The sequence below is a fragment of the Pseudomonas sp. F(2018) genome, from assembly GCF_005508865.1.
Classification (GTDB): Bacteria; Pseudomonadota; Gammaproteobacteria; order Pseudomonadales; family Pseudomonadaceae; genus Aquipseudomonas.
Window position 1 is genome coordinate 885,914 of sequence record NZ_SCOM01000001.1, and the last position, 14,821, is coordinate 900,734.

General features: G+C 66.2%; 12 protein-coding genes and 1 pseudogene. 7 read left to right on the top strand and 6 right to left on the bottom strand.

Annotation, left to right across the window (positions count from 1 at the left end; genetic code table 11):
- Positions 1 to 25: 25 nt before the first annotated feature.
- The 3 genes from FFS62_RS04385 to nirB are packed head-to-tail and all read right to left on the bottom strand — an operon-like array spanning position 26 to position 3,801.
- The gene (locus tag FFS62_RS04385; RefSeq protein ID WP_137971580.1) at positions 26 to 838 is read right to left on the bottom strand and encodes a formate/nitrite transporter family protein; all 813 of its coding nucleotides are present in this window, start codon (positions 836 to 838) and stop codon (positions 26 to 28) included.
- A gap of 54 nt (positions 839 to 892) precedes the next feature.
- Complete coding sequence (nirD, locus tag FFS62_RS04390; RefSeq protein ID WP_137971581.1) at positions 893 to 1,243, bottom strand: nitrite reductase small subunit NirD; 351 nt, start codon at positions 1,241 to 1,243, stop codon at positions 893 to 895.
- Complete coding sequence (gene nirB, locus FFS62_RS04395; protein ID WP_137971582.1) at positions 1,243 to 3,801, bottom strand: nitrite reductase large subunit NirB; 2,559 nt, start codon at positions 3,799 to 3,801, stop codon at positions 1,243 to 1,245. The genes nirD and nirB overlap by 1 nt, the downstream gene beginning before the upstream one ends.
- Positions 3,802 to 4,470: 669 nt before the next feature.
- On the opposite strand from nirB, the gene FFS62_RS04400 reads away from it, so the two are divergent.
- From FFS62_RS04400 to FFS62_RS04420, 6 genes and pseudogenes are all read left to right on the top strand, one after another.
- Positions 4,471 to 5,763 carry a dicarboxylate/amino acid:cation symporter gene (locus FFS62_RS04400; protein WP_137971583.1) on the top strand — a complete coding sequence of 431 codons (1,293 nt, stop codon included), beginning with the start codon at positions 4,471 to 4,473 and terminating at the stop codon, positions 5,761 to 5,763.
- Positions 5,764 to 5,940: 177 nt separating this feature from the next.
- The gene (locus FFS62_RS04405; protein ID WP_137971584.1) at positions 5,941 to 6,123 is read left to right on the top strand and encodes a hypothetical protein; all 183 of its coding nucleotides are present in this window, start codon (positions 5,941 to 5,943) and stop codon (positions 6,121 to 6,123) included.
- Between the two features lie 164 nt (positions 6,124 to 6,287).
- Entirely contained in the window at positions 6,288 to 8,015 is a 1,728-nt protein-coding gene (gene aceK, locus FFS62_RS04410) for a bifunctional isocitrate dehydrogenase kinase/phosphatase (protein WP_137971585.1), read from the top strand.
- A gap of 153 nt (positions 8,016 to 8,168) precedes the next feature.
- A pseudogene (locus FFS62_RS23600) lies at positions 8,169 to 8,447 on the top strand (PAS domain-containing protein); the annotation flags it as partial.
- A gap of 267 nt (positions 8,448 to 8,714) precedes the next feature.
- Positions 8,715 to 9,734, top strand: a complete 1,020-nt coding sequence (locus FFS62_RS04415) for a methyl-accepting chemotaxis protein (RefSeq protein WP_371920104.1) — start codon at positions 8,715 to 8,717, stop codon at positions 9,732 to 9,734.
- A 78-nt stretch (positions 9,735 to 9,812) separates the two neighbouring features.
- Complete coding sequence (locus FFS62_RS04420; protein WP_137971587.1) at positions 9,813 to 10,403, top strand: tRNA-uridine aminocarboxypropyltransferase; 591 nt, start codon at positions 9,813 to 9,815, stop codon at positions 10,401 to 10,403.
- A 4-nt stretch (positions 10,404 to 10,407) separates the two neighbouring features.
- Here FFS62_RS04420 and FFS62_RS04425 read toward each other — a convergent pair whose 3' ends face one another.
- Positions 10,408 to 10,764 carry an antibiotic biosynthesis monooxygenase gene (locus FFS62_RS04425; RefSeq protein ID WP_137971588.1) on the bottom strand — a complete coding sequence of 119 codons (357 nt, stop codon included), beginning with the start codon at positions 10,762 to 10,764 and terminating at the stop codon, positions 10,408 to 10,410.
- Positions 10,765 to 10,838: 74 nt separating this feature from the next.
- Between FFS62_RS04425 and soxR the strand changes: the two genes are divergently transcribed.
- On the top strand, positions 10,839 to 11,294 hold the full coding sequence (soxR, locus tag FFS62_RS04430) for a redox-sensitive transcriptional activator SoxR (RefSeq protein WP_137971589.1): 456 nt from the start codon (positions 10,839 to 10,841) through the stop codon (positions 11,292 to 11,294).
- Here soxR and FFS62_RS04435 read toward each other — a convergent pair.
- Both FFS62_RS04435 and FFS62_RS04440 read right to left on the bottom strand, forming a co-directional pair.
- A complete protein-coding gene (locus FFS62_RS04435; protein WP_137971590.1) occupies positions 11,291 to 12,649 on the bottom strand; it encodes an HlyD family type I secretion periplasmic adaptor subunit in 1,359 nt (452 codons plus the stop codon). The two genes, soxR and FFS62_RS04435, sit on opposite strands and share 4 nt — an antisense overlap.
- Positions 12,650 to 12,661: 12 nt before the next feature.
- Positions 12,662 to 14,809, bottom strand: coding sequence for a type I secretion system permease/ATPase (locus FFS62_RS04440; RefSeq protein ID WP_137972226.1), 2,148 nt, complete (start codon positions 14,807 to 14,809; stop codon positions 12,662 to 12,664).
- Positions 14,810 to 14,821 lie beyond the last annotated feature (12 nt).

Genomic DNA, 14,821 nt, shown 5'->3' on the forward strand with positions numbered 1-14,821 from the left:
CCGCCGGCTGGCGGGGCCGCGGGGCTCAGACGAAGGAGCGCTTCGGCGCGGTCTTCACATGGGTGGCGTAGAGCGTCAGGCCGGTGAAGGCCAGGCCACCGACCAGGTTGCCCAGGGCGGTGGGGATCTCGTTCCACAGCATGTAGTCCATCACCGAGAAGTCGCCGCCCATGATCATCGCCGAGGGGAACAGGAACATGTTCACCACCGAGTGCTCGAAGCCCATGTAGAAGAACAGCATGATCGGCATCCACATGGCGATGGTCTTGCCGCTGACGGTGGTGGAGATCATCGCGCCGACCACGCCCATGGACACCATCCAGTTGCACAGCATGCCGCGCAGGAAGATGGTCAGCCAGCCGGCCACGCCGTACTCGGCGTAGCCCAGGGTGCGGGCCTCGCCGATGTGCGAGATCTTCTCGCCGATCACCCCGGGCTCGGTGGAGAAGCCGTAGGTGAAGACGAAGGCCATCATGAAGGCCACGGTCAGCGCGCCGGCGAAGTTGCCGGTGAACACCAGGCCCCAGTTCTTCAGCACGCCGCCGACGGTGACGCCGGGGCGCTTGTCCAGCAAGGCCAGCGGGGTGAGGACGAACACCCCGGTGAGCAGGTCGAAACCCATCAGGTAGAGCATCACGAAGCCGACCGGGAACAGCACGGCGCCGAGCAGCGGCGAGCCGGTCTGCACGCTGATGCTGACGGCGAAGACGGCGGCCAGGGCGAGGATGGCGCCGGCCATGAAGGCGCGGATCAGGGTGTCGCGGGTGGACATGTAGATCTTCGATTCGCCGGCATCGACCATCTTGGTGGCGAACTCGGCAGGGACCAGATAGGACATGGCAGTGCTCTCTGTCGGAAACGGGGAGGGCGCCGCGCTAGGCGGCACCAGGGCTCAGCGGAGGATCTGTACCTGCTCGCCGTGCAGGCGCACCGGCCATACCGGCAGCTGCTGCTCGGGGTATTCCAGGCAGCCGCCGTCACTTAGGCGGTAGTGCTGCTTGTACAGCGGCGAGGCGATCACCAGCTCGCCCTGCAGGTGGCCGATGATGCCGCGGCCGATCACGTTGGCCCCGGACTTGGGGTCGCGGTTGCCGATGGCGAAGACTTTCTGCTCAGTATCCGGCAGGTAGAACAGGGCGACCTGCTCACCGCCAGCCAGGGCCACCACGCCGGAGTTGGCCACCAGGTCGGCGGCGCTGCACAGCGGTTGCCAGGCGTTGTCGAGTTGGGTTGCTGTGCTCATCAGACGGCCTCCATGGTCACGGGGATCAGTTCGAGTTCGTTGTCACGCGCCGGGCGGCGCTGGCCGCGTTCGCGGACGAAGTGGATGTCCGGGTCGCCGCCGCGCTCGTTGACGAAGGTGCGGAAGCGCTTGAGCTTCTCCTCGTCCTTGAGGGCGTTGGCCCATTCGCATTCGTAGCGGTCGACCACCAGCTGCATCTGCGCCTCCAGCTCGGCACCCAGACCCAGGCTGTCGTGGATGACCACGTCCTTGAGGTAGTCCAGGCCGCCTTCCAGGGATTCGCGCCACACCGAGGTGCGCTGCAGCTTGTCGGCGGTGCGGATGTAGAACATCAGCACGCGGTCGATGTAGCGCACCAGGGTGGCGTCATCCAGATCGGTGGCGAACAGCTCGGCGTGGCGTGGGCGCATGCCGCCGTTGCCGCAGACGTAGAGGTTCCAGCCGTTCTCGGTGGCGATCACGCCGATGTCCTTGCTCTGCGCCTCGGCGCATTCGCGGGTGCAGCCGGAGACGGCGAACTTGATCTTGTGCGGCGAGCGCAGGCCCTTGTAGCGGTCCTCCAGCAGCAGCGCCATACCGACGCTGTCCTGAACGCCGTAGCGGCACCAGGTGCTGCCGACGCAGCTCTTCACGGTACGCAGGGACTTGCCATAGGCATGGCCGGTCTCGAAGCCGGCGGCGATTAGTTCGCCCCAGATCTCCGGCAGCTCGTGCAGCTGGGCGCCGAACAGGTCGATGCGCTGGCCGCCGGTGATCTTGGTGTAGAGGTCGTACTTCTTCGCCACCGCGCCGATGGCGATCAGGCCGTCCGGGGTGATCTCGCCGCCGGGGATGCGCGGCACCACCGAGTAGGTGCCGTTCTTCTGCATGTTGGCCATGAAGGTGTCGTTGGTGTCCTGCAGCGGCACCAGCGCCGGGTTCATGATCGGCTTGTTCCAGCAGGAGGCGAGGATCGAGCCCACCGCCGGCTTGCAGATATCGCAGCCGACGTGGCCACGGCCGTGCTTGGCCAGCAGCGACTCAAAGGTCTCGTGACCCTCGACGCGAACGAAGTGGTAGAGCTCCTGGCGGGTGTAGGCGAAGTGCTCGCACAGGCTCTTGTCGACTTCCACGCCGCGGGCGGTGAGTTCGTGCTCCACCACCTGCTTGAGCAGCGCCGCGCAGCCGCCGCAACCGGTAGCCGCCTTGGTGCAGGCCTTGACCCCGGCGATGTCGCTGCAGCCGCCGTCGATGGCCGAGCAGATCGCGCCCTTGCTGACGTTGTGGCAGGAGCAGATGGTGGCGGTATCCGGCAGGGCATCGGCACCCAGCGCCGGCGCACCTTCGCCGGCCGGCATGATCAGGCTGGCCGGGTCTTCCGGCAGCTTGATGCCGTTCTGTGCGTACTGCAGCAGGGTGTCGTAGTAGCTGTTGTCGCCGACCAGCACGGCGCCGAGTACCTGCTTGCCGTCGGCGGAAACGACCAGGCGGCGATAGCTGGAGGTGGCTTCGTCGATGTAGCGGTAGCTCTTGGCGCCGGGCATGGCGCCGTGGGCGTCGCCGATGGAGCCGACGTCCACGCCGAGCAGCTTGAGCTTGGTCGACATGTCCGCGCCGAGGAAGGGCGAGCCTTCCTGGCCGCACAACTGGGCCGCCACCAGGCGGGCCATCTGGTAGCCGGGAGCGACCAGGCCGAAGATGCTGCCGTTCCAGGCCGCACACTCGCCGATGGCGAAGATGTGCTCGTCGCTGGTCAGGCACTGGTCGTTGATGTTGATGCCGCCGCGCGGACCCAGCTCCAGGCCACAGGCGCGGGCCAGGGCGTCCTGCGGGCGGATGCCGGCGGAGAACACGATCAGGTCGGTTTCCAGGAAGTCCTCACCGGCGAAGTTCATGCGGTAGCGGTACTCGCTACCGGCGCAGATCGACTGGGTGGCTTTGGACAGGTGCACGCCGACGCCCAGGTCCTCGATGCGCTGCTTCAGCGCCGCGCCGCCGAAGTCGTCCAGCTGTACCGGCATCAGGCGCGGGGCGAATTCCACCACGTGGGCTTCCAGGCCCAGGGACTTCAGCGCGTTGGCCGCTTCCAGGCCGAGCAGGCCGCCACCGACTACCACGCCACGGCGCTTGCCTTTGGCGGCGGCGCGGATGCCGTCGAGATCGTCGAGGGTGCGGTAGACCAGGCGCGAGTCGCCCTCGGCGCCTTCGATCGGCGGTACGAAGGGATAGGAGCCGGTGGCCAGCACCAGTTTGTCGTAGCCGAAGCGGCCCTTGGCGGTGACCACCTCGCGCTTGGCGCGGTCGATCTCCAGCACCTGGGCGGACAGGTGCAGGGTCAGGCCGTCCTCTTCATAGAGAGAGGCGGCGCTCATGGCCAGGGACTCGGCATCGCGGCCGCCGAAGTATTCGGACAGGTGCACGCGGTCGTAGGCGCGCTGGGCTTCCTCGCCGAACACCTCGATGCGGTAGTGCGCCAGGGCGCCATTGGCGAGCAGTTGCTCGACGCAGTTGTGGCCGACCATGCCGTTGCCGACGACGATCAGTCGTTGCTTGTCAGTGGTAGCGTCTGTGCTGTTCATAGCGTTTCCCGGCCAAAGCTCATCAGGTTTTTTCCCGGCAAATAAAAAGGCGCCTGAAACCTCTCGGTCTCAGGCGCCTTTGCCTGTTCTGTCCGTCGCCTGCGAGAGGCGCCGTAATGCCCATTGCCAGCGTTGGCTGTCGATCGCCTTTGATCGAATGGACGGCCCGAATGTAGCGGGCTCGGAGCGGACTATGCAGTGGCTGTGCCAGTTTCTTCTGGCAGGGCTGCAGCCCTTTGCCGGCGCGGCCTGGCGGCGATCTGGCGAGGTAGGGTGCGGCCGGATCACGGACCCAAAAGGAGGCGCGGGAGCGTTGCGTTGCCCCATTGTGATCCGTGCTGGTGCATCGACGGACGCACTTCGCCAGATAGCCTCGGCAGGGCGATTGTTTGACCCCTCCGCGCCGCCCTCACGCGGGCGAAATCCCGCCGCACCGTTGGCGGAAATCCGCCAAATCCATCTCGCTCGAAGTCGTTATTGTCTAATAAGTATTTGTAAATAAAGGGATTTCTATTTGTCGATGGCCTGGCATAACGCTTGCCATGAGTGCTACAGCCCCGCAGTCGGGCACCAACAACAAATCCCTCCAGAGCAGGAGGGTTAGCACTTTTGAGCTGTCGCATGATCACCCAGGGAAGGCGGTCCGGCGGCAGCGAGCGAGGAACTACCATGACCCGCAAACCCTTCTACAAGAGCCTGTATGTCCAGGTCCTGGTGGCCATCGCCATCGGCATCCTGCTCGGTCACTTCTACCCCGAGACCGGCGTGGCGCTGAAGCCGCTCGGCGACGGCTTCGTCAAGCTGATCAAGATGGCCATCGCACCGATCATCTTCTGCACCGTGGTCAGCGGCATCGCCGGCATGCAGGACATGAAGGCCGTGGGCAAGACCGGCGGCTACGCGTTGCTGTATTTCGAGATCGTCTCCACCCTGGCCCTGGTCATCGGTCTGGTGGTGGTCAACGTGGTGCAGCCGGGCGTGGGCATGCACGTCGACCCGAGCACCCTGGATGCCAGCGGCATCGCCGCCTATGCCAAGGCCGGTGAGGCGCAGAGCACCGTGGCCTTCCTGCTCAACGTGATCCCGGCGACCATCGTCGGCGCCTTCGCCACCGGCGACATCCTGCAGGTGCTGTTCTTCTCGGTGATCTTCGCCTTCGCCCTGCAGCGCATGGGTGACTACGGCAAGCCGGTACTGGAGTTCATCGACCGCATCGCCCAGGTGATGTTCGGCATCATCAACATGATCATGAAGGTCGCGCCCATCGGTGCCTTCGGCGCCATGGCCTTCACCATCGGCCAGTACGGCGTCGGCTCGCTGGTGCAGCTGGGCCAGCTGATGCTGTGCTTCTACATCACCTGCGTGTTTTTCGTGCTGGTGGTGCTCGGTGGCATCGCCCGCGCCCATGGCTTCAGCATCCTCAAGTTCATCCGCTACATCCGCGAGGAGCTGCTGATCGTGCTCGGCACCTCGTCCTCGGAATCGGCCCTACCGCGCATGCTGGACAAGATGGAGAAGCTCGGCGCGAAGAAGAACGTGGTCGGCCTGGTGATCCCCACCGGCTACTCGTTCAACCTGGACGGCACCTCGATCTACCTGACCATGGCCGCGGTGTTCATCGCCCAAGCCACCGACACGCCGATGGACATCAACCACCAGCTGACCCTGCTGGCCGTGCTGCTGATCGCCTCCAAAGGCGCGGCGGGGGTCACCGGTTCGGGCTTTATCGTGCTCGCTGCCACGCTCTCGGCCGTGGGCCATCTGCCGGTGGCCGGCCTGGCACTGATCCTCGGCATCGACCGCTTCATGTCCGAGGCCCGCGCCCTCACCAACCTGGTCGGCAACGGCGTGGCCACCATCGTGGTCGCCAAGTGGTGCAAGCAGCTGGACGAGGACACCCTGCAGCGCCAGCTGGCCAGTGGTGGCAAGGCGCAGTTGCCGGCCAGCGCTGAGATCGTCTGAGTGTTTTCTCACCGCCCGCGTTGCGGGCGGTCTCTCCTGGCCCGTCCTCCCCGGCGGGCTTTTTTATTTCAGTGAACATTTGTTTGACCGGCTTCACAGCCTGGCGACATGGCGCGAGCCAAGCGGGGCGGGGCAGGGCATAAATGCGGCCTGCGTAACGACTCTGGAACGGATGCCATGTCGAACCCACCGCGCGCCTCTGCGCCCCGCGAAGCCGAAGCCCTGCCGCTGCGGCACTGCACCAGTCACTGCCTGTCCTGTCGTCCTGCCTGCCTCGGCGCCGCCGCTCGCAGCGCTTTCTCCTGCACCGATGACGCCCGCATTTCCGATCACGTCGGCGGCCAGCCCGCACTGATCTGACCCTTCTGCTCGACCCGAGAGCCTTTAGGCGATGTCCTCCCCGGCATCGCCTCTTTTTTTGCCCATTCGCAATCTGACCACCCGGACTCCTCGACACTGCTGCTTTTCCTCGACGTCGGCTGTGGCTAAGCTCGCGGTTCCGCACATGCAGCAGAGGCTTTCCCATGTCGCAGCAACGGCCGGCCGCCGATATCGCCCGAATGATCCTCGACGGTTTCGACGACTATCGCGCGCACTTCCGCGAGATCACCAACGGCGCCCGCGCCCGCTTCGAACTGGCCCAGTGGCAGGAGGCGCAGCTCGCCTCGGCAGCGCGCATCAACCTCTACGAGGAGAAGGTGGCGGAAGTCAGCGGACGCCTGCGCGCGACCTTCGCCGACGAGCAACTGCTGGACATCGACCTGTGGCCACTGGCCAAGAGCGCCTACATCGGCCTGATCGACCTGCGCAACGACGATGAGCTGGCCGAGACCTGGTACAACTCGATCTTCTGCGGGCTGTTCAGCCATGACCAGATCAGCGACGGCTGCATGTTCATCCACACCACCCGGCCCTCGCTGCGCCCCCACGAGCGCACGCCGCAGACCCGCAGCTACCAGCCGCGCGGCGACCTCAATCAGGCCCTGCGGCAGATATTCACCGACTACAGCTACAACGCCCCGTTCGAGGACCTGGACCGCGACCTGGCCAAGCTCGAGCAGCAGCTGCGCAGCAACCTGCCGGACTGGGTGTGCAAGGACCAGGACCTGACCATCGAGCTGTTCTCCTCGACCCTGTACCGCAATAAGGGCGCCTACCTGGTGGGGCGCATCTTCACCCCGGACGAACAGTGGCCGCTGGTGTTCCCGCTGCTGCACCGCGAGGGGCAGGGCGTGCAGATCGACACCCTGATCACCGACGAGGCGGAAGTCTCGATCATCTTCTCCTTCACCCGTTCCTACTTCATGGTGCGGGTGGAGATTCCGGCGGAGTTCATCGGCTTCCTCAAGCGCATCCTGCCGGGCAAGCACATCGCCGAGCTGTACACCTCGATCGGCTTCTACAAGCACGGCAAGTCGGAGTTCTACCGGGCCCTGATCAACCACCTGGCCGGCACCGACGACAGGTTCATCATGGCCCCCGGCGTGCGCGGCATGGTGATGAGCGTGTTCACCCTGCCGGGCTTCAACACCGTGTTCAAGATCATCAAGGACCGCTTCTCGCCGTCGAAGAACGTCGACCGCAACACGGTGATCGAGAAGTACCGGCTGGTGAAGAGCGTCGACCGGGTCGGGCGCATGGCCGATACCCAGGAGTTCTCCGACTTCCGCTTCCCGCTGTCCAAGTTCGATCCGGAGTGCCTGGCCGAGCTGCTGGAAGTAGCGCCGTCCACCGTAGAGGTCGAGAACGGCGATACCGTGCTGATCCGCCACTGCTGGACCGAGCGCCGCATGACCCCGCTGAACATCTACCTGGAACACGCCAACGAGGCCCAGGTGCGCGAGGCGCTGGAAGACTACGGCCTGGCCATCAAGCAGCTGGCCGCCGCCAACATCTTCCCCGGCGACATGCTGCTGAAGAACTTCGGCGTCACCCGCCACGGCCGCGTGGTGTTCTACGACTACGACGAGATCAGCTACCTGACCGAGGTGAACTTCCGCCGCATCCCGCCGCCACGCTACGACGAAGATGAGATGTCCAGCGAGCCCTGGTATTCGGTGGGGCCGAACGACGTGTTCCCCGAGGAGTTCCCGCGCTTCCTGTTCGTCGATATCGGCCAGCGCCGGCTGTTCAACCAGCTGCACGGCGACCTCTTTACCGCCGAGTACTGGCAGAGCCTGCAGGATGCGATCCGCTCCGGGAAGGTGATCGACGTGTTCCCCTATCGGCGCAAGGCCGACCTGATCGCGTGAACGGGCGGCACCTTGCCTAGGGAATAGTCCCTACCGTTCGTCAGGGAAATGTGAGGTAGATACTGGCCATCTGCCGGTTTGGTACGGCTGTGCTAGAACCAATGGTGTAAGGCCAGGAAGTCTCCCTCACATTTCTCCAAGGACGGTCCGCATATGCGTCAGAACCTTCCCGTGACCCAGCGTGAGCGCACCTTTACCGATGCCGATCGCCTGATTTCAACCACCGACCTCAGCAGCAAGATCACCTACGTCAACGACGCCTTCGTCGAGATCAGCGGCTTCAGCCGCGAAGAGCTGATCGGCCAGCCGCACAACCTGGTACGCCATCCGGACATGCCGCCCGGGGTGTTCGCCCACATGTGGGAGACCATCAAGCTGGGCAAGCCGTGGATGGGCATCGTCAAGAACCGCTGCAAGAACGGCGACCACTACTGGGTCAGCGCCTATGTCACGCCGATCTACGAGAACGGCCGCATGGCCGGCTACGAATCGGTGCGCTCGGTGCCCAGCGAGGCGCAGAAGCGCCGCGCCGAAGCGTTGTACGCACGCCTGCGCGCCGACAAGCCGCCGGTGTCGCGGATCGAATACTGGACCTACGACATCCTGCGCAGTTGGCCGCTGATCGTCGCGGCGCTGGTCATCCTCGGTGGCCATGCCTTCCTCAGCGGTCCCTGGCTGCTCGGCTTCATCGCCGCGGTGATGTTCGGCCTCGGCTCCTTCCAGCTGTACAGCAAGCGGCAGATGATCCGCCGCACCCTGGCCGAGCATCCCAAGGCCTTCACCAGCGCCCTGGTGGCCTTGACCTACAGCGACAGCCGCGGCGCCCAGGCGCTGCTGGATATGGCCATGATCAGCGAGGAGGCGCGCCTGCAGACGGCCCTGACCCGCCTGGAAGACGCCGGCGAGAGCGTGCGCAAGCGCGCCGCGCAATCCGCCGAGCTGTCGCGCTCCGGGGCCGAGTTGCTGGAGCAGCAGCGCAGCGAGACGGACCAGTCGGCCACCGCCATCAACCAGATGGCCTCGACCATTCAGGAAGTCGCGCACAACGTGCAGAACACCTCGCACGCGGCGGAGGAGGCCGACCGCCTGGCCCAGCAGGGCCGCGACCTGGCCGGCGGCAGCCTGCAGGCCATGCAGCAGATGGCCGGCGCGGTGCAGGAGATCGGCCAGGCGGTGAACGAGCTGGCCAACTCGACCCAGTCGATCGGCAGCGTGGCCGACGTGATCACCTCCATCGCCGAGCAGACCAATCTCCTCGCGCTCAACGCCGCCATCGAGGCGGCGCGGGCGGGCGAGCAGGGCCGTGGCTTCGCGGTGGTGGCCGACGAGGTGCGCGCGCTGGCCGGGCGTACCCGCGAGTCCACCGAGCAGATTCATCAGATCATCTCGTCCCTGCGCAACGGTGCGGACAAGGCGGTCAACACCGCCAATCGCGGCGAGGAAATCTCCCGCGACAGCGTGCGCAGCGTCGAGGCGGTGCGCGAGGCGCTGGACGGCATCAGCCAGGCGGTGACGCGCATCACCGGCATGAGCCAGCAGATGGCGACCGCCTCCGAGCAGCAGAGCCATGTGGCGGAAGACATCAGCCGGCAGATCACCCGTATCGCCCAGCTCTCCGACCACAGCGCCGGGCAGGCCCAGCAGAGCGTCGGCATCAGCCAGGAGCTGGAGCAGATGGCCGCCTACCTGCACAGCCTGGCCGAGCGCTTCAATCACTAGGTGCGTGCGCCGCCAGCGTCCTGCTGGCGGCGTGACTCCGGTCGCTGTGGCACACTGCGCGGCCGGAGGAACCCGCCCATGTCCCGAGCGCGCTGCGAACGCTGTGCCCGCCCGCAGAGCCACTGTCTCTGTCACCTGATTCCACGCCTGCCGAGCCGCACGGGGGTGCTGATCCTGCAGCACCCGGACGAGGTCGGCCATGCGCTGAACACCGCACGCCTGGCTGCCCTGGGCCTGGAGAATGCCGAGCTGCTGGTGGGTGAGAGCTTCACCGACCTGCCGCTGGATTCGGCCTACCGCGCCTGCCTGCTGTTCCCCGGCGAGACGGCGCAGCCGCTACCGCTGGCGCCGTTGCCAAACGACGGGCGCCCGCTATTGCTGGTGGTGCCCGACGGTACCTGGCGCAAGGCGCGCAAATTGCTGCACCTCAATCCCTGGCTGGCGGAGTTGCCACGCGTATGCCTGCCCTCAGGCCTGAACTCGCGCTACCGCCTGCGCAAGGCACCTGCCGAGGGGGCGTTGGCGACCATCGAGGCAATCGTTGCGGCTCTCGAACTGCAGGAGGCGCCGCTGCGTTTCGACGAGCTGCTGCGACCCTTCGAGGCATTGATCGAGGGGCAGATCGCCGCGATGGGCGCCGATACCTACCAGCGCAACCACGGCGGCTAGCGCTTCAGCGATTGTCGTCGAGCAGCACGCTGTCGAACTGGATGCTCCGGGCACCCAGACGCAGCAGGCTGTCGGCGAACAGCTGGTTGCGGGTGCGCTGGCAATCCCAGGCGGCTTCCCAGTCTTCGCGATGACGCCAGCGCAGGCGGCCGAGCAGGTGATGCTCGCCGCTGGCGTGCAGCTCCGCGCCGAGGTAGCCGCTGCCGTCCTGGAACAGCTGGCGCAGCTGCTGCAGATAGTCATGGAAGCGCTGGATGATCTCCGCGCGATGGGCGGTGTTCACGTCGATATCGATCAGCAGGGCGAAGCGGGCCTGGTCGTTGTCGTCTGCATTTTGGCTATGGCCGCTGGGTATGAGCATGGTGTTGGCTTCCTGGGCTTGAACTCGAACACCGGGCGAGGGTAAAACCTCAACTTAGCTTGAGGTCAACAGCCATGCACAAAGAGCAACAACCCGCGCGTGACCTGAGTGTCGGCGAGCTGGCCAGGCGCAGCGGCGTCGCCGTCTCGGCCCTGCATTTCTACGAGGCCAAGGGCCTGATCGCCAGCAACCGCAATGCCGGCAACCAGCGGCGCTATCCGCGCGAGGCCCTGCGCCGGGTGGCGGTGATCAAGGTGGCGCAGCGGGTGGGCATTCCGTTGGCGGAGATCGCGGGAGCGCTGAGCGAGTTGCCCCAGGGACGCAACCCGACGGCGGCGGACTGGGCGGGATTGTCGGCACGCTGGCGCGAGGATCTGGATCAGCGCATCGCCAAGCTGCAGATGCTGCGCGACCAGCTGGACGGCTGCATCGGTTGTGGCTGCCTGTCGCTGGAGGCCTGCCCGCTACGCAACCCGGGCGACCAGCTGGCGGCGCAGGGGCCGGGTGCGCACTGGCGGGCGCCCGACTAGCGCTCGCGCATGGCCTCGGAGCGCGCCTTGAGCACCGGCTTGAGCAGGTAGTCCAGCACGCTCTTCTCGCCGGTGACGATGTCCACCGTGGCGACCATGCCGGGGATGATCAGCAGCGGGTGGTCGTCGTTGCCCAGGTGGCTCTTGTCGGTGCGCACCTGGATCAGATAGAAGCTGTTGCCTTCCTCGTCGGTGATGGTGTCGGCGCTGATCAGCTCCAGCTTGGCCTTGAGCCCGCCGTAGATGGTGTAGTCATAGGCGGTGAACTTGACCATGGCCTTCTGCCCGGGATGCAGGAAGGCCACGTCCTGCGGGCGTATGCGCGCTTCGATCAGCAGGTTTTCTTCCAGCGGCACCACCTCGACCATGGGGTCGCCGGGCTGCACCACACCGCCGATGGTGTTGACCTTGAGCAGCTTGATCACCCCGTATACCGGCGAGTTCACCGTGGTGCGGCTGACCCGGTCCTGGATGGCGACGCTGGTGGAGGTGATCTTCTTCAGCTCGGTGCGTACCTCGTTGAGCTCCTTCAGCGCCTCGGTACGGAAGGTCAGGGTCGACTCGTTGAGCTTGCTCTCGATCTCCTGCATGGCCGCCTCGGCGCGAGGGATCGCCAGGTTGGTGGCGTCCAACGAGCCGCGCATCTCCACGGCGCTGCGGCGCAGGCGGAGGATCTCCACCTCGGAGATGGCGCCGGCGGCCACCAGCGGCTGCGACATGTTCAGTTCCTGCTGCACCAGGCCCAGGCTGGAGCGGTACTGCTGGGCCTTGGCGCGGAACTCGGCCAGCTCCTGGGTCTTCTGCCGCAGCTGCTCCTTGAGGGTGTTCTGCTCGCTGTCCAGGCGCTGCTGGCGCGAGCGGTACAGGGCCATCTCGTCCTCGACCAGCTGTGGCGCTTCCTTGACCAGCTCGTCCGCCAGGGCCAGCGGGCGACCCTCGGCCTCGGCGCTGAGGCGTTCGACGCGGGCCAGCAGGGCCAGGCGGTCGGCCTCGGTCTCGCCCTTGTTGGAGATGAAGCGGGTGGCGTCCAGGCGCAGCAGTACATCGCCCTTGTTCACCACCTGGCCCTCGCGTACGAAGATCTCGGTGACGATGCCGCCCTCCAGGTTCTGGATGACCTGCACCTTGCTCGAGGGAATGGCCTTGCCCTCGCCGGTGGTGACTTCTTCCAGCACGGCGAACTTGGCCCAGATCAGCGCCACGATCAGGCAGGCGCTGACCGCCCACACGGTGGCGCGCGCCAGCCAGGGCGAGTCTTCGAGAATGGCGCCGTCCACCTCGGGCATGAACTCGGTGTCCTGCTTCTTGCGTTGCAGGCTGCCGAAGTAGTCGCGCAGGGATTGGGTCAGTTCCACGCCATACCTCCGCTAAACCGCTGCCGGGCCGACACGGCCGCGACGCAGGGCATCGATCACCGCTTCCTTCGGCCCATCGGCCACCACGTGGCCGTAGTCCAGCACGATCAGGCGATCGACCAGGCTGAGCATCGAACTGCGGTGGGTGATCAGCAGCAGGGTCTTGCCCTGGGACCAGGTCTGCAGACGGTTACGCAGGATGTCTTCGCTGGTGTTGTCCATGGCGCTGGTGGGCTCGTCCAGCAGCAGGATCGGTGGATCGAGCAGCAGCGCGCGGGCCAGCAGCACGGCCTGGCGCTGGCCGCCGGAGAGCAGCTGGCCGCGCTCGCCCACCGGGCGATCGAAGCCTTGCGGGTGTTGCCGGGCCAGGTCGGTGACGCCGGTCAGCTCGGCCACTTCGAGCATGCGCGCGTCGCTGACGTAGCGCGCGCCGAGGGTCAGGTTGTCGCGCAGGCTGCCGGCCAGCAGCGGCAGGTCGTGGGCGACATAGCCGATCTGGTGGCGCAGGTCGGCCACGTCCAGCTGACGCAGGTCGAGGTTGTCGAGCAGGATCTGCCCCTCACTTGGGGTGTAGAAGTTCATCACCAGGCGCGCCAGGGTGCTCTTGCCCGAGCCGCTGCGACCGATGATGCCGACCCGCTCGCCGGCGGCCATGTGCAGGCTGACCTTGCTCAGCGCCGGGGTGCTCTGCCCGGGGTAGCTGAAGCTGATCTGGCGCAGGTCCAGCGCGCCCTTGAGGTGGGTGCGCTCCAGCGGGCGCTGATTGGCCTGGCGCTCCTGCGGCAGGGCCATCAGCGCGTCGGTGCTGGTCATGGTCAGGCGCGCCTGCTGGTAGCGGGTGATCAGCCCGGCGATCTGTCCAAGCGGCGCCAGTACCCGGCTGCCGAGCATGTAGCTGGCCACCAGGGCGCCGACGCTGAGGTGGCCGGCGATGATGATGTAGACCCCGGCAACGATGGTGGCCATGCCGGCGAACTGTTGCAGGAACATGGTGCCGTTGGTGGCCAGCGAGGCGAGGAAGCGCGCATGGCTGTCCAGGCGGGTGAGGGCGCCGTGGGTCTTCTCCCAGCGGTGCTGGCGCTCGCTCTCGGCGCTGCAGGCCTTGAGGGTTTCCAGGCCGCCCAGGGTCTCGATCAACAGGGCCTGACGCTCGGCGCCCAGGGTCAGGCTCTTCTGCACCGTGTCGCGCAGGCGGGCCTGGATGATCAGGGCGAACACCGCGGTGATGGGGAAGGCCAGCAGCGGGATCACCACCAGCCAGCCGCCCAGCAGGCCGATGACCAGGATCATCAGCAGGGAGAAGGGCAGGTCGATCAGGCTGGTCAGGGTCACAGCGGTGAGGAATTCGCGCAGGCCCTGGAAGTCATGGATGCTCTGGGCGAAGCCACCGATCGTGGCAGGCCTGGCCGTCATCGACATGCCGGTGATGCGCTCGAACAGGGTGGCGGACAGCACCACGTCGGTCTTCTTGCCGGCCACGTCCAGCAGGTAAGCGCGCAGAACGCGCAACAGCAGCTCGAAGCCAGTGCCGATGAACAGGCCGATGACCAGCACCCAGAGCGTGGAGATGGCCTGGTTGGGCACCACGCGGTCGTAGGTCTGCATGACGAAGAGCGGGACCATCAGCCCCAGCAGGTTGATCAGTAGGCTGGCCAGTACGGCGTCGGTATAGAGCCAGCGCGACAGTTTCAGGGTGTCGCGGAACCACGCCTCGACACGCGGCACCAGCGGGGTGCGGGAATCTTCCAGTTCGTGCTGCGGCTTGGCGAAGAAGGCCTGGCCGCTGTATTCCAGCGCCAGATGGTCGCGGTTGACCCACTGCTCGCCGCCATCGGCCTCGCAGGGCAGGATCTGCATCTGGTTCTTCGGACCCATCTTGCGCAGCACGGCGCTGCGGCCGTCCTTGAGCAGCAACAGGACCGGCAGGTTGAGCGGCGAGATGGCGTCCAGCTCGCGGCGCAGGATGCGGCCCTGCAAGCCGGCGCGGGCGGCCGCGCGGGGCAGCAGCTCGGCGCTGAGGCGTTGTTCGGGCATCGGCAGGCCTGCCGTCAGGCTGGCGCGGCTGGCCGAGCAGTCATGCAGGTTGCAGAGAATGAGGAGTCCATCCAGCAGCGGGTCGTCGTGACTCTGCCGCTGGTCGTCGGAGGGTCTCCGTTCCATGGTGGTCAAAGG